Consider the following 14865-nt stretch of genomic DNA (forward strand, 5'->3'; position numbering starts at 1 on the left):
GAAACTCTGCACGCCAAGGCTTGCCCTGCCGACGCCGGCGGCGCCCAGGGCTTTGGCCATATCGGCCGTGAGCGTGCGGGGATCGATCTCGATGGCGATTGAAGCCGCTGCGGTGAACTCGAAGCGCTGGCGCAGGAGTTCCATCAGCGAGGTGAACTCCGCCGGCTCGATGATCGTTGGCGTGCCCCCGCCAAAATGGACCTCGCCGACCTGCAATCCTTTCGGTGCGCGGTCCGCGACGATGCGGATTTCCTCGCGCAGCGCGTCCAGATAATCGAGGATCGGCTGGTCCTTCCTCGAGATGGTCGTGTGGCAGCCGCAGTACCAGCACATGGACCGGCAAAACGGAATGTGGAGGTAGAGTGACACCGGGTCGCCGGACGGAAGGTCGTTCAGCCAGCCCTGATAAGTATCGGCACTGACCGCCTGAGAGAAGCGCGGCGCTGTCGGGTAGCTGGTGTAGCGGGGCAGGCGAGCCTCCCCATATTTCCGCAAAATGGTCACTTGTAACGGATTTCCTGTGCTGCACCGGCTCTGTCCATTCAATCTACCCGCGCCGCCGGTGTCATTCCTTGCGAAATATCAAGCGCCGGCGATGTCGACCTGGAAACCTGGGAAATCACCCATGTCGAAGGCACCCATTGCATGCTGGGAGCCAACGACGCTGAGCGCACGAGGCCGGAACGCCTCAGGGCGTTGTGTCGATCGTTCGAGAAAGCGGGTCCGGCGGCCGGATAAAATTGTAGCCAAATTTGTCGAAGCGACCCGAAACGCGGCTCTCGCGTGGATTCGCATACATTCGGGTACATTTCGATCGTACTCGGGCAAACCCCTGCGACAGGCGTGGCGTAAGTTTCAATCGTGAGCAGGAAGCCTCGTCATGGTGACGAGACAGAAAGACGACAGCGGTTTCGCAAGCGGGAGTCAATCCCGCGCGAGGCGCCGGTTGGCGATCTGCTCATTCAAGAAAGGAAAATACGATGAAGAAACTTGTAGCGGCTTTCGCCCTCCTTGCCTTGTCGACAGGGGTTTCTCTCGCTGCCAATCAAAACCCGGACCGCGACCCGACCCGCGGCTTCGCTCCTGATGTCGACAGCAGCGAAATGACCTTGGATACCAGTCATACGGCTTCCTTGCCTCTACCCGTGGTGGCCTCGCAAGAAGGACAACCACAGCCCGGCAAGGTTCATAAGGGTCGTGCCCCATGGGCGGGCCGCTAATATACTGAACTTGTCCACCCATGCAAAAAATGTCCAATCACCCTCCATGCAACGAGGGTGATTGGACATGCGGCGCAAGAAAATCGTGCCGCCATCGATGAATCTCGCAGGTCGCTGAGTGTGCCGGCCGGACGCTACCGCGTGACCGCACCTTCCAGATAGACGATAATCGCTGCGCGCTGGGCGGCATTGGGAACGCCCACTGTCATCGACGTGCCAGGCACCCTTTGGCGCGGCGCTGCAAGGAAGGCATCGAGCGACTGGCTGTCCCAGACGATACCCGACTCCCGCAACGCGGCCGAATAGCGGCCATCCTCCACGCTGCCGGCCATGCGGCCGATGACGCCTGACAGATGCGGGCCGACCCTGTTCTGGCCGGGCTCCAGGCTGTGGCAGGTGCCGCAGCGCTGCCGGAACAGCCGTTCCCCGTCCACCTGCTGCGCGGAAGCGGCGGCCGGCAACAGCAGGCCCGCTGCGGCCAAAAGCCCAGCCACGAACGCACGCGCTCGCGTGACAGACGTCGTCAGGGATGCGGCCGCAACTCCGGCGGAAATGATGTGGTTGCCTTTGGTGGCTTGTGAACGGTTCATCGGATGACCTTTGCGGGACGTTGGGGAGGGGCTTTGCTGGTGGCCGGAAGCTCCGGGCAGGACCGGCCGCTCACCAGCGAGAGCGGCGGCCGGGCCAAGGAAGGTGCTGGTGAGGATGCTGGTGGTGACTTGTCCTTCGTTGCCGCGGCGGCGATCGGATCGTGGCGCGGCAGCGCGTGTTCCGATCGCGGGTCGGGTTTCGGTCAAACCGGCAGGGATCGCAGTCCGGTCGGAGGGTTAGTCTCAGGTACAGGCGCGGGGGCAAGCAGCTTGGCCATGTCGATCAGCGGCAGCCTGATGACCGCGCGAAGGCCTTTGCTCCGGTTCTCGAGCACGATGTCGCCGCCGTGGTGGCGGGCGATGGCGCGGGCAATTGACAGGCCGAGCCCGACGCCGCCGGTCTCCCGGTTGCGCGACTGCTCCAGGCGGAAGAAGGGGGCGAACACCTGTTCCATATCGCTTGCCGGAATGCCGGATCCGGCGTCCTCGATCACGATGTCCAGGCTGTCGGCACTCCTGACCAGGCTCACCTCGGCATGCTCGCCGTAGCGGACGGCATTTTCGACGAGGTTGCGGATTGCCCGGCGCAGCGAGTCCGGACGGCAACGGTACAGCACCTTGGGACCGTCGCTGACGGTGACGTTTTGGCCTAGCTCTGCGAGATCGTCGCAGAGGCTACCGACCAGCGCCGAAAGATCGACGGTACGCGTCTCCTCTACCGCGGCGTCCTCGCGCGCGAAGGCGAGCGCCGCTTCCGTCATCGTCTGGATTTCCTCGATGGTTTTCAGCATCTTTTCCTGGAGATCTGGATCCTGGACGAACTCCGCGCGCAACCGGAGCGAGGTCAGTGGCGTGCGCAGGTCGTGGCTGATCGCTGCCAGCATGCGTGTGCGGTCCTCGACGAAGCGCTGCAGGCGCTCCTGCATGCGATTGAACGCCTCGGCGGTCTGGCGGATGTCGTCCGGCCCGGATTCCGGCAGCCGCGGCACGGCCTCGCCGCGACCGAACAGTTCAGCGGCATTGGCGAGGCGTCGCAGCGGACGCGCGATTGCCTGCGCCCCGAAAATCGCTATGGCGGACAGGATGAGCGCGGTGAGCGCCAGCGACATCGCCGACTGCGTCGTCCAGAAGGCGTTCGGCATCGCCTTGGCGTAGGCGGCGTTCAGCCAGGTGCTATCGTCGAGGCGGACGGAAAGGCCCATGCCGTTTGGGGCGCCGTCCATATAAAGAAACTTGGCCGGCCGCGAGAAGGGCCTGCCATTACCGGACAAATCCAGCATGCGCGGCGGCACGGAAGGGTCGGCGGCATCGACTGCGGTCGAAGTCTGTCCGTTCATGTAGGCGGCATACTTGCCGGCAATCCCGGGCAGCGGCTTGGCGAGCTGCGTCAGGGCTTCCTGTTGCCAGGCGAGGGGATTGCTCGGTCCGTCGTCCGAGGTCCAGAAGCGCGTATAGGCCGTGCCGCTGACGTTGAGGATGTCGGGCCGAAGCGAGGGCGGCGTCGTGTCCAGCAGAAGGGCAAGGGAGGACGTGCGGCTGACGAACTCGCCCTTGGCCGCCGCATGCAAGGCTTGTCCGCGCTCGTCCCACGAGATCAGGAAGGTGATCGCCTGCGACAGGGCGAGCGCAAGCAGCACCAGCATGAGGAAGCGGGCCGCCAGGCTGCGTCTCCACAACAGCATCATGCCTGGGCCACCTCGGCCGTGAAGCAGTAGCCGCCGCCCCAGTGCGTCTTGATCAGCATTGGATTCTTCGGGTCCGCCTCGATCTTCTTGCGCAACCGGCTCACCTGATTGTCGATGGCCCGGTCGAAACCGTCGGCGGTGCGCCCGACCGTGAGGTCGAGCAGCTGATCCCGGCTGAGCACGATCCCGACATGCTCGATGAAGGCGGTGAGGAGGCGGAATTCAGCCGTGCTGAGAGCGACGGCCACGCCGTCGAGCCCAACCAGCTCGCGGCGGCCGACATTCAGCGTCCAGCGGTCGAACCGCAGTGCGTTCGACTTGAGACGGCCGCGCTGTGGCGGCAGGCTGTGAACGCGCCTGAGTACGGCCTTGATCCGCGCCAGCAGTTCCCGTGGATTGAACGGCTTGGTCAGGTAATCGTCGGCCCCGATCTCAAGGCCGACGATCCGGTCGATCTCCTCGGCCATGGCGGTCAGGAAGATGATCGGAACGTCGACCGTCCCGCGCACGTGCCGGCAGGCGGTAATGCCGTCGTCGCCAGGCATCATGATGTCGAGGACGATGAGGTCAGGCAGGCTGCGGTCGAGCAGCCGCTTGAGCGCCGCGGTGCTGTCGGCGACACTGACGCGGTAGCCCTGCTGGGTGAGATACTTCCCCACGAGATCGCGGATGTCCCTGTGGTCGTCGACGACCGCGATGTGCTGCGCTGCTTCCATGCATTGCTCCAAGGCCGCCAAATAGTCGGCCAGTATCGACGATATCTAGTTGACGTCTACACGGATGATCACCTTCCGCACCATGGCGGCAAGCTCGTGCGGGTTCAACAAAACGTGAGAAGTGTAACGAAGTGTATCAGAGCTCGCGCCTGCGACAGCTTGCGATGAACTGCCGGTCGTCGGGACAAGGTTCTGCGACAGCTTCCGGCTAGCTTGGCCTCGTCGCTAGCTGGGACTTCCGGTCTTTACCGCCAGGCCATGCCGCGGGCATCCGGACGGCGGTCCTCGCCAGCCTTGTTCGAAAGGATTTGCACAATGGCCAGACTAACCATCAACGGCGCGCCACGTGATATCGAGGTCGATCCGGACACGCCGCTGCTGTGGGTGATCCGCGAGCAGATTGGGCTTACCGGGACGAAATACGGTTGCGGGGTTGCGGCCTGCGGTGCCTGTACCGTCCATATAGACGGCGTCGCCACGCGCTCCTGCGTGCTTCCGGTGAGCGCCGTCGAGCCGGACCAGCAAATCACCACGATCGAGGGGCTTTCGCCGGACAGTTCGCATCCGGTCCAGCAGGCGTGGCTGGCGCTCGATGTGCCGCAATGCGGCTACTGCCAGGCCGGCATGATCATGGCCGCGGCGGGTCTGCTCATGCAGAACCCGAACCCGACGGACGAAGACATCAACGCCGAGATCACCAATATCTGCCGCTGCGGCACCTACAACCGGGTGCGCGCCGCGATCAAGCTGGCCGCCAATGGCGGCGAAGCTGCGCAGCGCGGTTGAGGAGAACGTTCATGAACGCCATAATTTCCATCTCCCGCCGCAGCTTCATCGTCGGCGTGGCCTCCACGGCCGGCGGCCTGTCGCTAGGCTTCAACCTGCCGTTCATCAAGCCGGCACTTGCCGAGGGCGCCGAGACGGCGGCGGAGATCAATGCCTGGGTGGTGATCAGGCCCGACGACACGGTGGTCATCCGCATCGCCCGCTCCGAGATGGGGCAGGGGACGCTGACCGGCCTGGCGCAACTCGTCGCCGAGGAGTTGAATTGCGACTGGTCCAAGGTCACGACCGAATATCCGTCGCCGGCCCAGAACCTCGCGCGCGATCGCGTGTGGGGCAACTTCTCGACGGGGGGCAGCCGCGGTATCCGCGAGTCGCACGAATATGTGCGCATCGGTGGCGCCGTCGCGCGCGAGATGCTGATCGCCGCCGCGGCCGCCGAATGGGGCGTGCCGGCCAGCGAATGCACCGCAAGGATGGGCATGGTCACGCATCCGGCATCAGATCGCGCCACCTTTTATGGACAGTTGGCCGCTGCTGCCGCGCGGATGACGCCGCCTGCAAATGTTACGCTGAAGGACCCGAAGGATTGGACCATAGCCGGTAAGCCGCTGCCGCGGCTCGACACGGCCGACAAGCTCAACGGCAGCCAGGTCTACGGCGTCGACCTCAAGCTGCCCAACATGCTCAACGCGGCGATCCGGGCCTGCCCGTACTTCGGCGGCAAGGTGGAAAGCTTCGACGCAGCGGCGGTCGCGGGCATGCCCGGCGTGCGCACCGTCGTTCAGGTCGACGAGACCGCCGTTGCGGTTGTCGCCGATACGTGGTGGCGGGCGAAGACCGCCCTCGATGCCCTGCCGGTCGTCTGGGACGAAGGTCCCAACCGGCAGGTCACCAGTGCCACGATCGCGGCGATGCTCGAAGAGGGGCTCGGCGCGAATGACGCCTTTGTCGGCGCCGAGCAAGGCGATGCTGGTGCTGCCCTGTCCGCTACCGACCGGACGGTCACTGCGACCTATGCCTTCCCCTATCAGAACCACGCGACCATGGAGCCGATGAACGCGACGGCGCTCTACACGCCGGAGCGGTGCGAGGTATGGGTGCCTACCCAGAACGGCGAGGCGAGCCTTGCGGCGGCAGCCGAGGCCGCCGGCCTGCCGGTGCAGCAATGCGAGGTGCACAAGATCCATCTCGGCGGCGGCTTCGGCCGGCGCGGCAACTTCCAGGACTATGTGCGTCAGGCGGTCAGCATCGCCAGGCAGGTGCCAGGAGCGCCCGTAAAGCTCATGTGGTCGCGCGAGGAGGACATGCTGCACGGCGCCTACCACCCGACCACGCGATGCCGGCTGAGGGGCGCGCTCGACGCGGACAGCAACCTGACCGCGCTGCACATGCGCATATCCGGCCAGTCGATCCTTGCCTCGGTGCGGCCGGAGGGCATGCAGAACGGCATGGACCCGGTCGTCTTCCAGGGCCTCGTCCTCAATGGCACGGAAGGCACGCTGGGATACACGGTGGACAATCTGCTTGTCGACCATGCCATGCGCAACCCACCGATCCCACCAGGCTTCTGGCGTGGCGTGAACCTCAACCAGAATGCGCTCTACGTCGAGTGTTTCATGGACGAACTCGCCCATGCGGCCGGCGTCGACCCGCTCGCCTTCCGCCGTAAGCTGATGGCTAACCATCCCAAGCACCTCGCCGTGCTGGACGCGGTAGCCGAGCGGATCGGCTGGGACACCCCGCCCGCGGACGGCGTTCACCGCGGCCTGGCGCAGATCATGGGCTTCGGCAGTTATGTGGCGGCGGCAGCGGAGGTTTCGGTCACCGACGGGCAGCTCAGGATCCACCGCATCGTGGCGGCCACCGATCCGGGTCATGTCGTCAACCCCGCGCAAGTGGAACGGCAGGTCGAGGGCTCCTTCGTCTACGGTCTTTCCGCCTGCATCTACGGCGAATGCACCGTCAATGGCGGTCGCATGGAGCAGGAGAACTTCGACAGCTACGAGGTCGTGCGCATGGCCGACATGCCGGCGGTGGAGACGATCATCCTGCCGTCCGGCGGCTTCTGGGGCGGCGTCGGCGAGCCGACCATCGCGGTCGCCGCGCCGGCCGTCCTCAATGCGATCTTCGCCGCCACCGGCAAGCGCATCCGCACGCTGCCGCTGAAGAACCATGACCTCGCATGACATGAGGCGCTCGAAGAACAGGCGCGGCGCACGATCGCTCGCGCCCGTCCTGCTTGCGGCGCCTGTCCTGCTTGCGGCGCTTGTGGCCAGCGCGCCGGCATGGGCCGACGCGGCGCCCGGTGCCACGGCGTGCACCGGCTGTCACGGGCCGGCGGCGCTCGGCTCAGCCATCCCCTCGCTCGACGGCCACGCGGCGTCCGACATCGTCGCCCAGATGCAAGCCTTCCGTTCCGGCGAGCGCGAGGCGACGGTCATGGACCGCATCGCCAGGGGATTTACCGAGGAGGAGACGCGCGCCATCGCCGAATGGCTCGCCAAGCCGGAGGCGGCACGCCATGCCCAGCCGTAGAACCTTGATCGTCGGTGCGGCGGCCAGCGTCGCCGCGGCCGTCCTTGCCGCGCCGCAGGTGCGCGCGCAGGCGCAGCCCCGCGTGGTCGTGGTCGGCGGCGGCTTTGCCGGGGCAAGCTGCGCCCGCGCACTGAAGCAACTGGATCGCGACCTTGCCGTGACGCTGATCGAGCCGGAGGCGACCTATCTGGCCTGCCCGTTCAGCAATGCCGTGCTTGCAGGGCTGCGCGGTATCGAGGCGCAGACCTTCCGCTATCACCGGTTCAGCGACATCGGGCTCATTCGCAGGCGCGCTGTCGCCGTCGATGCCGAGCGCCGGCGCGTTCGGCTGGATGACGGTACGGACGTTGGCTACACCCGGTTGATCCTGGCGCCGGGTGTCGACCTGCGCTTCGACGCGCTGCCGGGCTATGACGAAGCGGCGGCGGAGATCATGCCGCATGCCTGGAAGGCGGGGCCGCAAACGCTGCTGCTGCGCGATCAGCTCGCCGCGATGCCGGACGGTGGGGTCGTCATCCTCTCCGCGCCAGCCAATCCGTTCCGTTGCCCGCCCGGTCCCTACGAGCGGGCAAGCCTGATCGCGCATTACCTCAAGACCAGCAAGCCGCGCTCCAAGCTGATCATCCTCGACGCGAAGGACGCGTTCTCGAAGCAGCGGCTGTTCGAGGCGGCGTGGCGGGAGCTTTATGCCGGTTTGATCGATTGGATACCGCTGTCCGCCGGCGGCCGGGTGACGGAGGTCGATCCGGCGACGAAGACGCTGGTGACCGAGTTCGGCAGCCACAAGGCCGATGTCGCCAATATCATCCCGCCGCAGCGGGCAGGTGCGATCGCGCAAGTCGCCGGCGTCGCCGATCAGACGGGCTGGTGCCCGATAGACCCGGTCACCTTCGAGTCCCGTCTGCAGCCGGCGATCCACGTCGTCGGCGACGCGGCGATCGGCGGGGCGATGCCGAAATCCGCCTTCAGCGCCAACGCCCAGGCAAAAGCCTGCGCTGCGGCGGTCGCCGCACTGGTCAGGGGGCGGCAGCCGGCGCCGCCGAAGCTCATCAACACCTGCTACAGTCTGGTCGCACCCGGATACGGCATTTCGATCGCCGGCGTTTACCAGCCGCGCGACGGCCTGCTTGCCGAGGTGGAAGGTGCGGGCGGCACCAGCCCGCTCGAAGCACCGCCCTCCGTCCGCGAACTGGAAGCCGCCTATGCCCAGGACTGGTTCCGGACGATCACCAGTGAAGTGTTCGGATGATGAGGATGGCTTGCTCCGCTCTTACGGGATTGCTGCTTGCGATCTCGCCTGGTGTCGGTGAGGAGGCGGGTTCCTATGCCGTGACCGGCGACGCGATCATGGAGCCTCTGGCCGGCGGCAAGGGTGATCCGGCGCGCGGCGCCGCGCTGATCTCGGACCGGCAGCGCAGCCTCTGCACGCTCTGCCACAGCGGGCCGTTTCCCGACGCGCATCTGCACGGCACGCTGGCGCCCGACTTGACCGGCGTCGGGGCAAGGCTTTCGGAAGGCCAGATCCGGCTGCGTGTGGTCGACATGAAGCGGCTCGCGCCGAATACGATCATGCCTTCCTACTACCGGGTCGCGGAGGAGGAAGGCCGGCGCGTCGCCACCGTCTGGCGCAGCAAGCCGATCCTGGCCGGTGCCGATATCGAGGATATCGTCGCCTATCTCACGACGCTGAAGGGGTGATCATGCACGAAGACCCGCTTCGAGTTCACGGACGCTTGGTCGGACGGCGGCAGTTTCTTCGGGTCGGTATGACTGGCCTGCTGGTGATCAGTCTGCCGCGCTGGGCCCTTGCCCGTCCGAGCCTCGACGAAGCGATCCGGACCTTCACCGGGGGAGCCGACGTTCTCGACGGCCGCGTCCGGCTTGACCTGCCGCCTCTGGTCGAGAACGGCAATGCGGTCGGGATCACAGTCGCCGCCGAGAGCCCGATGACCGCGGACGATTATGTCCGGCGTATCGCGGTCTTCAACCAGAAGAACCCGGAGGCGAATGTCGCGGTTTTCCATCTCGGGCCGCGCTCCGGCCGCGCCGCCGTCTCGACGCGGATACGGCTTGCGACCTCCCAGGTGGTGGTCGCGGTCGCGGAGATGAGCGACGGCAGCTTCTGGTCGAGCAGGGCGAGCGCGATCGTCACGCTGGCCGCCTGCATCGAGGATCTCTCATAATGGCTCGCGCGCTTATCAACATGCCGAAGACGGCCAAGCGCGGCGAAATCGTCGAGGTCAGGGCGATGATCGCGCATCCAATGGAAACCGGCTACCGTATCGGCCCGAACGGCTCCAACATCCCCCGTGACATCATCCGCCGCTTCGCCTGCAGCTATGACGGCGAGGAGGTGTTTTGGGCCGATCTCCATCCGGCAGTGTCGGCCAATCCGTTCATCGCCTTCACGCTCGTCGCTTCGACGAGCGGCGTGATCGAGTTCACTTGGACCGACGATGCCGGAAGGACGCAAACGGCGTCCGCCACAATCACGGTGGGGTGATGCGAGCGCTCTGGCGGCCCGCAACCGTCGGTGTCGCTGCTGTTTGCAGCATTGTCTCCGCTGCCGGCATCGAAGACGGCGAGAAGCGCTCCGGCTTCGACTTCATGACGCCGGAGACACAGGCTTTGCAGTCCGACGACATGAGCAACCCCGGCATGCTGTGGGTGCTGCAGGGCGAGCAGCTCTGGCAGCAGGCGGAAGGCAGGGCGGATGTCGCCTGCGCCGGCTGCCATGGCGATGCCTCCCAGACGATGCGCGGCGTTGCCGCGCGCTACCCGGCCTTTGACGAGGCGACGGAGCGGCCGATCGATCTTGCCGGGCGTGTCAGCTCCTGCCGCGCGGAGCGGCAGCAGGCCGAGCCGCTGGCGCCGGAGTCTGACGCGTTGCTCGCCCTGACGACCTATGTGGCGCATCAGTCGCGCGGCATGCCAATCACACCTGCGACCGATGCCCGCCTCGCGCCGTTCCGCGACAACGGCCGGCGTCTGTTCCAGAGCCGCATCGGCCAGCTCGAGCTCTCTTGCGCCTCTTGCCACGACGACAATTGGGGCAAGCGGCTCGGCGGCAGCGCCATCCCGCAAGCGCATCCAACCGGCTATCCGCTCTACCGGTTGGAGTGGCAGACGGTCGGTTCGCTGCAACGGCGCCTGCGCAACTGCATGATCGGGGTCAGGGCCGAGCCCTTCGCCTTCGGCGCAGCGGAACTCGTGGACCTGGAACTCCATCTGACGGAGCGGGCCAGCGGCATGCTGGTCGAGACGCCGGCCGTGCGGCCGTGACGCCGGCCTGCAGCGATCAAGCTCATGCTCCGAAGCCCCAGAAGGAGCGACAGTCGAATGGTAGGTAAAACAGAACGGTGCCTGCAAAACGACATCTTGCCGGCCTGCATCATCAAGCTGGCTACCGTCGTGCCGTCAGCATGCGTCGGTGGTGCCCACTGAACCGCAATGTCGGGCCTGTCGCAAACTGTCGTCTGTCAGGCGGGAAACAGAAATGCGGCGGCGGGATCGAAAAAAATCTGCTGCCTGCTCGAAGCGATGCCTTCATGTGCTTCTGCCATGTCGGATGTCGGCCTGACGTCGATCTCCTGGCCGGCGGCGGTGCGCGCGATGACGCGCCGCCGCTCGCCGAAGAAGGCGGTGTCGATGAACTCGACCGCCAGCCCGGTAGTGGCCGGGCCGGGTCTTAGCCGAAACGCTTCCGGCCGCACCATCAGCCTGGTCTTTTGGCCGTGGCTGAAGTCCTGATCGATCCTGACGCCCGAGACAACCGAGCCATCGGCCAGGCGGATCGTGGCGGAGCCGTTGACGGTTTCAAGATGCTCGGCCGGCAGGAAATTGGAATTTCCGATGAAGCTGGCCACGAATTCGCTCGCAGGTCTCAGATAGAGGTCCTCACCGGTGCCGATCTGCTCGATGCGCCCGTCTCGAAACAGGGCGATGCGATCCGAAAGATGCAGGGCCTCGTCCTGATCGTGGGTGACGTAAAGGATCGTTACGCCGGTTTCGCGGTGGATGCGCCGTATTTCGGCCTGGATCTCCTCGCGCAGCTTCTTGTCGAGCGCCGAAAGCGGCTCGTCCATCAAAAGGATCGGCGGATCGTAGGCGAGCGCCCGGGCAAGCGCCACGCGCTGCTGCTGTCCGCCGGAAAGCGCGCCGGGATATCGGCCGCCGTAACTCTCCAGCCGCACCAGCGACAGCATCTCGGCGACTTTTCGTTTGACCTCGGCGTCCGGCCGGCGGCGCACGCGCAGCGGAAAGGCAACGTTCTCGGCGACGGTGAGATGCTGGAACAGCGTGTAGCGCTGGAACACCATGCCGATATTGCGCTTGTGCGACGGCACCGACAGCAGCGACCTGCCTTCGAGAAGAACATCGCCGGATGTCGGATGCTGAAAGCCGGCGATCGCGTAAAGCGTCGTCGACTTGCCAGAGCCGGAAGGGCCGAGAAAGGTCAGGAATTCGCCCTTGGGTATATCGATCGTGACGTCGTGCACGGCGACGAAGCTGCCGAACGCCTTGTGCAGGTCGCGAATGGAGAGGAAGGGTTCGGTCATTTCGACAATTTCCGCCGAATGAGTGCGGTTACGATCATCAGGCTCAGCGTCAGAAGAACGAGAAGGCTGGAGGCCGCGGCGATGACCGGGCTCAGGTCCTGGCGCAGGCTGCCCCAGATCTTGACCGGCAAGGTCTGCAAGGTGGGGCTGGCCATGAAGATCGCGACCACCACCTCGTCCCATGAGGCGAGAAAGGCGAAGATCGCCGCCGAGAAGATGCCGATCTTGATCGCCGGCAAGGTGACCCGGATTTTTGCCTCGAACGGGCTTGCGCCGCAGACGATCGCCGCATCCTCGATGGATTTGTCGAAGCCTTCGAGTGCCGCGGTGATGGGAATGATGGCGAAGGGGAGTGCCAGGACTGTGTGGGCGATAACGAAGCCTGCCGTGGTGCCGCCGAGCCCGATCCGCAGGAAGAATGCATAGATGGCGATGGCGAAGACGACGACCGGCAGCACCATCGGCGTCAGCAGAAGGCCGCGAAGCGTATTGCGCCCGCGAAACTGTCCCCTGACCAGGGCGAAAGAAGCCAGGAGCCCGATGGCGACGGCAAGAATCGCGGCCATGGCGGCAATCCGCGCGCTGGTCAGCGCCGCTTCGAGCCAGGCCGGATCGGCGAAGAGCTCCTCATACCATTTCAGCGTCCAGCCGGGCGGCGGGAATGCCAGCCACCGCGACGATCCGAACGACAGAAGCACGATGAAGACCACCGGCAGCAGCAGAAACGTCGCAACCAGGCCGGTGAAACCCAAAAGTGCTGCGCGCAGCCAACCCAGCCGGCCGTAGTCGAGCAGCATTTCAGATGCCTCCTGTCATGCGCTTGGCGCCGACGAGGCGCAGTTGCAGCGCGTAGAGCGCCATGGTGACCAGGAGCAGGATGAAGGCCGCTGCGCTCCCGAGCCCCCAGTTGAGCAAAGACTGGATCATCTGGGCGATCATTCCGGCGAGCATCATGTTGGAGGTGCCGCCGAGCAGCGTGGGCGTCACGAAATACCCGAGCGACATGACGAAAACCATCAGGCCGCCCGCGGCGATTCCCGGAAGCGACAATGGCAGCAGGATGCGACGGAAGGCGTCGAAGGGGCTCGCACCGCACAGAGCGGCGGCGCGCAGCGTCATTGGGTCGATGGCGCGTAGGGTTCCGACCAGTGGAAGTATCATGAAGGGCAGCATGATGTAGACCATGCCGATGGTAACGCCGGTCAGGTTGTTGATCAGCGGCAGCGGCTGGCTGATCAGGCCGATATCCATCAGCGTCCGGTTGACGACGCCGGTGCGCTGAAGCAGCACCATCCAGGCATAGGTGCGGGTGAGCAGATTGGTCCACATCGACAGGATGATGATCCCGAAAACAATCGAACCAAAAGCGGGCGGCATGATCGCCAGCATCCAGGCGACTGGAAACGCCACGATGACAGTGACGGCGGTGACGACGGTGGCGACCAGAAAGGTGTTGAGGAAGACCCGCGCATAGGTGCCGTCGCCAAACAGGATGGCGTAGTTCTGCAGGCCCGGTACGGGTTCGGTTACGCTGCGTAGCAGCAACGCAACGACCGGCACCACGAAGAACAGGCTAATAAGGATCAGCGCCGGCAGGGCGCCGCCGATGCCAGCTGGCCTTCGGAGGATTGGCGGTCGATGAGATAAATTGCCCGACATGGCGATGGTCCCGTCAGATCAGGCGGAACGCCTTGCAGCGTCCCGCCGGTTCATGGGTGAGGTCGGCGGCTATTTGGCCTGCCAGGCGTACCAGCGCTCCGCGATCTTATCGCGGTTTTCAGCCCAGTAGTTCATGTCGAGGTCGATCTGCCCGTCGACATAGGCGTCTGGCAGCGACTTGACGACATCGGCCGGCATTTCGGCTTTGGCTGCGGTATTGATGGGTGCGTAGCCGCTTGCTTTGGCAAACATTGCCTGGCTTTTCGGGCTTGTCGCGGTGGCCAGGAATTTCATGGCGCTCGCCTTGTTCTTAGAACCTTTGGGGATGACGAGTACGTCGGCGGCGGTCATGTTCTGATTCCATGATGCGCCGACATCGGCGCCGTCCTGCTCGAGGGCGAAGACGCGTCCGTTCCAGAGCTGGCCGAAGGCCGCTTCACCGGAAGCGATCAGTTGTTGCGACTGCGCGCCGCTGTCCCACCAGACGATTTCCGGCTTGATCGTGTCGAGTTTCTTGAAGGCTCGGTCGAGGTCGAGCGGATAGAGTTTGTCCGCCGGCACGCCGTCGGCCAGCAGTGCGATCTCGATGACGCCCGGCGCCGACCATTTATAGAACGTGCGTTTGCCGGGAAATTTCGTCAGGTCGAACATGTCGGCCCAGCCCGTCGGTTCGCCCGGCACGGCCCCTTTGTTCCAGGCAAGAACGAAGGAGTAGTAGAAGCTGCCGACCGCATGGTCGGTGGTGAAGCGAGGATCGAGATCGGCTTTCGGCACGACGTTAAAATCGATCGGCTCCAGCAGGCCATCCTTGGCCGCCTTGATGGCGAAATCCATTTCGACATCGACGACATCCCAGGCGACGCTACCGCCTTCCACCATGGCCTTCAGCTTACCGTAGTCCGTCGGGCCGTCCTGCAGGACCTTGATGCCGGAACTCGCTTCGAACGGAGCAGCCCAGGATTTGGTCTGCGCTTCCTGGGTGGTTCCGCCCCAGCTGGTGAACACCATTTCATCGGCGTGCGCGGCAGTGACTGCCAGGAGCCCGGCCAGGAGGCCGGTCAAAATCAGTTTCATGTCATTCTCCTCTGTTGGTTGCTAGGTTTCTTGTTGTTATG

General features: G+C 65.0%; 17 protein-coding genes and 1 pseudogene. 10 read left to right on the forward strand and 8 right to left on the reverse strand.

Going from position 1 to position 14865, the window contains the following annotated elements; all coding sequences use genetic code 11:
* The coding region (locus tag E5X88_RS05320; protein WP_292158986.1) for a radical SAM protein at positions 1 to 504 on the reverse strand (504 nt) is incomplete at its 3' end.
* 87 nt (positions 505 to 591) lie between these two features.
* Here E5X88_RS05320 and E5X88_RS05325 point away from each other — a divergent pair.
* A pseudogene (locus tag E5X88_RS05325) lies at positions 592 to 723 on the forward strand (alpha/beta hydrolase); the annotation flags it as partial.
* A 257-nt stretch (positions 724 to 980) separates the two neighbouring features.
* Positions 981 to 1220 carry a hypothetical protein gene (locus E5X88_RS05330; protein ID WP_292158988.1) on the forward strand — a complete coding sequence of 80 codons (240 nt, stop codon included), beginning with the start codon at positions 981 to 983 and terminating at the stop codon, positions 1218 to 1220.
* A 134-nt stretch (positions 1221 to 1354) separates the two neighbouring features.
* Here E5X88_RS05330 and E5X88_RS05335 read toward each other — a convergent pair whose 3' ends face one another.
* From E5X88_RS05335 to E5X88_RS05345, 3 genes are all read right to left on the reverse strand, one after another.
* The gene (locus E5X88_RS05335) at positions 1355 to 1810 is read right to left on the reverse strand and encodes a c-type cytochrome (RefSeq protein WP_292158990.1); all 456 of its coding nucleotides are present in this window, start codon (positions 1808 to 1810) and stop codon (positions 1355 to 1357) included.
* A 203-nt stretch (positions 1811 to 2013) separates the two neighbouring features.
* Positions 2014 to 3495: an ATP-binding protein gene (locus tag E5X88_RS05340; protein WP_292158992.1), complete on the reverse strand. Its 1482-nt coding sequence runs from the start codon at positions 3493 to 3495 to the stop codon at positions 2014 to 2016.
* Positions 3492 to 4211 carry a response regulator gene (locus E5X88_RS05345; protein WP_145721355.1) on the reverse strand — a complete coding sequence of 240 codons (720 nt, stop codon included), beginning with the start codon at positions 4209 to 4211 and terminating at the stop codon, positions 3492 to 3494. Before E5X88_RS05345 ends, E5X88_RS05340 begins: the two co-directional genes overlap by 4 nt.
* 315 nt (positions 4212 to 4526) lie before the next feature.
* Here E5X88_RS05345 and E5X88_RS05350 point away from each other — a divergent pair, with 315 nt between their 5' ends.
* From E5X88_RS05350 to soxA, 8 genes are read left to right on the forward strand one after another with little or no spacing between them, the layout of a single operon-like run.
* Entirely contained in the window at positions 4527 to 4997 is a 471-nt protein-coding gene (locus E5X88_RS05350; RefSeq protein ID WP_292158994.1) for a (2Fe-2S)-binding protein, read from the forward strand.
* Positions 4998 to 5008: 11 nt separating this feature from the next.
* A complete protein-coding gene (locus tag E5X88_RS05355; protein ID WP_292158995.1) occupies positions 5009 to 7183 on the forward strand; it encodes a molybdopterin cofactor-binding domain-containing protein in 2175 nt (724 codons plus the stop codon).
* Complete coding sequence (locus E5X88_RS05360) at positions 7170 to 7532, forward strand: c-type cytochrome (protein WP_292158997.1); 363 nt, start codon at positions 7170 to 7172, stop codon at positions 7530 to 7532. The genes E5X88_RS05355 and E5X88_RS05360 overlap by 14 nt, the downstream gene beginning before the upstream one ends.
* A complete protein-coding gene (locus tag E5X88_RS05365) occupies positions 7519 to 8781 on the forward strand; it encodes an NAD(P)/FAD-dependent oxidoreductase (protein ID WP_292158999.1) in 1263 nt (420 codons plus the stop codon). Before E5X88_RS05360 ends, E5X88_RS05365 begins: the two co-directional genes overlap by 14 nt.
* Positions 8781 to 9230 (forward strand): sulfur oxidation c-type cytochrome SoxX, encoded by a 450-nt coding sequence (gene soxX / locus E5X88_RS05370; RefSeq protein WP_292159463.1) that lies wholly within the window; start codon positions 8781 to 8783, stop codon positions 9228 to 9230. The genes E5X88_RS05365 and soxX overlap by 1 nt, the downstream gene beginning before the upstream one ends.
* A 2-nt stretch (positions 9231 to 9232) precedes the next feature.
* Complete coding sequence (locus tag E5X88_RS05375; RefSeq protein ID WP_292159001.1) at positions 9233 to 9715, forward strand: SoxY-related AACIE arm protein; 483 nt, start codon at positions 9233 to 9235, stop codon at positions 9713 to 9715.
* Positions 9715 to 10035 carry a thiosulfate oxidation carrier complex protein SoxZ gene (gene soxZ / locus E5X88_RS05380; protein ID WP_292159003.1) on the forward strand — a complete coding sequence of 107 codons (321 nt, stop codon included), beginning with the start codon at positions 9715 to 9717 and terminating at the stop codon, positions 10033 to 10035. The genes E5X88_RS05375 and soxZ overlap by 1 nt, the downstream gene beginning before the upstream one ends.
* On the forward strand, positions 10035 to 10814 hold the full coding sequence (gene soxA / locus E5X88_RS05385; RefSeq protein WP_292159005.1) for a sulfur oxidation c-type cytochrome SoxA: 780 nt from the start codon (positions 10035 to 10037) through the stop codon (positions 10812 to 10814). The genes soxZ and soxA overlap by 1 nt, the downstream gene beginning before the upstream one ends.
* A gap of 197 nt (positions 10815 to 11011) precedes the next feature.
* Here the strand turns inward: soxA and E5X88_RS05390 are convergent, their stop codons facing one another.
* The 4 genes from E5X88_RS05390 to E5X88_RS05405 form a co-directional block, all read right to left on the reverse strand.
* Positions 11012 to 12091 carry an ABC transporter ATP-binding protein gene (locus tag E5X88_RS05390; RefSeq protein ID WP_292159007.1) on the reverse strand — a complete coding sequence of 360 codons (1080 nt, stop codon included), beginning with the start codon at positions 12089 to 12091 and terminating at the stop codon, positions 11012 to 11014.
* Entirely contained in the window at positions 12088 to 12888 is an 801-nt protein-coding gene (locus E5X88_RS05395; RefSeq protein ID WP_292159010.1) for an ABC transporter permease, read from the reverse strand. Before E5X88_RS05395 ends, E5X88_RS05390 begins: the two co-directional genes overlap by 4 nt.
* 1 nt (position 12889) lies before the next feature.
* Positions 12890 to 13750 carry an ABC transporter permease gene (locus E5X88_RS05400; RefSeq protein ID WP_292159012.1) on the reverse strand — a complete coding sequence of 287 codons (861 nt, stop codon included), beginning with the start codon at positions 13748 to 13750 and terminating at the stop codon, positions 12890 to 12892.
* A gap of 69 nt (positions 13751 to 13819) precedes the next feature.
* A complete protein-coding gene (locus tag E5X88_RS05405) occupies positions 13820 to 14824 on the reverse strand; it encodes an ABC transporter substrate-binding protein (RefSeq protein ID WP_292159014.1) in 1005 nt (334 codons plus the stop codon).
* Between the last annotated feature and the right edge of the window lie 41 nt (positions 14825 to 14865).

Origin of the sequence: Mesorhizobium sp. (assembly GCF_004962245.1) — a bacterium.
GTDB lineage: Bacteria > Pseudomonadota > Alphaproteobacteria > Rhizobiales > Rhizobiaceae > Mesorhizobium.

Excerpts from the sequence above, each read along its gene's own strand:
- E5X88_RS05330 (WP_292158988.1), top strand. The coding sequence starts at position 981 with ATGAAGAAACTTGTAGCGGCTTTCGCCCTCCTTGCCTTGTCGACAGGG.
- E5X88_RS05335 (WP_292158990.1), bottom strand. The coding sequence starts at position 1,810 with ATGAACCGTTCACAAGCCACCAAAGGCAACCACATCATTTCCGCCGGA.
- E5X88_RS05340 (WP_292158992.1), bottom strand. The coding sequence starts at position 3,495 with ATGATGCTGTTGTGGAGACGCAGCCTGGCGGCCCGCTTCCTCATGCTG.
- E5X88_RS05345 (WP_145721355.1), bottom strand. The coding sequence starts at position 4,211 with ATGGAAGCAGCGCAGCACATCGCGGTCGTCGACGACCACAGGGACATC.
- E5X88_RS05350 (WP_292158994.1), top strand. The coding sequence starts at position 4,527 with ATGGCCAGACTAACCATCAACGGCGCGCCACGTGATATCGAGGTCGAT.
- E5X88_RS05355 (WP_292158995.1), top strand. The coding sequence starts at position 5,009 with ATGAACGCCATAATTTCCATCTCCCGCCGCAGCTTCATCGTCGGCGTG.
- E5X88_RS05360 (WP_292158997.1), top strand. The coding sequence starts at position 7,170 with ATGACCTCGCATGACATGAGGCGCTCGAAGAACAGGCGCGGCGCACGA.
- E5X88_RS05365 (WP_292158999.1), top strand. The coding sequence starts at position 7,519 with ATGCCCAGCCGTAGAACCTTGATCGTCGGTGCGGCGGCCAGCGTCGCC.
- soxX (WP_292159463.1), top strand. The coding sequence starts at position 8,781 with ATGAGGATGGCTTGCTCCGCTCTTACGGGATTGCTGCTTGCGATCTCG.
- E5X88_RS05375 (WP_292159001.1), top strand. The coding sequence starts at position 9,233 with ATGCACGAAGACCCGCTTCGAGTTCACGGACGCTTGGTCGGACGGCGG.
- soxZ (WP_292159003.1), top strand. The coding sequence starts at position 9,715 with ATGGCTCGCGCGCTTATCAACATGCCGAAGACGGCCAAGCGCGGCGAA.
- soxA (WP_292159005.1), top strand. The coding sequence starts at position 10,035 with ATGCGAGCGCTCTGGCGGCCCGCAACCGTCGGTGTCGCTGCTGTTTGC.
- E5X88_RS05390 (WP_292159007.1), bottom strand. The coding sequence starts at position 12,091 with ATGACCGAACCCTTCCTCTCCATTCGCGACCTGCACAAGGCGTTCGGC.
- E5X88_RS05395 (WP_292159010.1), bottom strand. The coding sequence starts at position 12,888 with ATGCTGCTCGACTACGGCCGGCTGGGTTGGCTGCGCGCAGCACTTTTG.
- E5X88_RS05400 (WP_292159012.1), bottom strand. The coding sequence starts at position 13,750 with ATGTCGGGCAATTTATCTCATCGACCGCCAATCCTCCGAAGGCCAGCT.
- E5X88_RS05405 (WP_292159014.1), bottom strand. The coding sequence starts at position 14,824 with ATGAAACTGATTTTGACCGGCCTCCTGGCCGGGCTCCTGGCAGTCACT.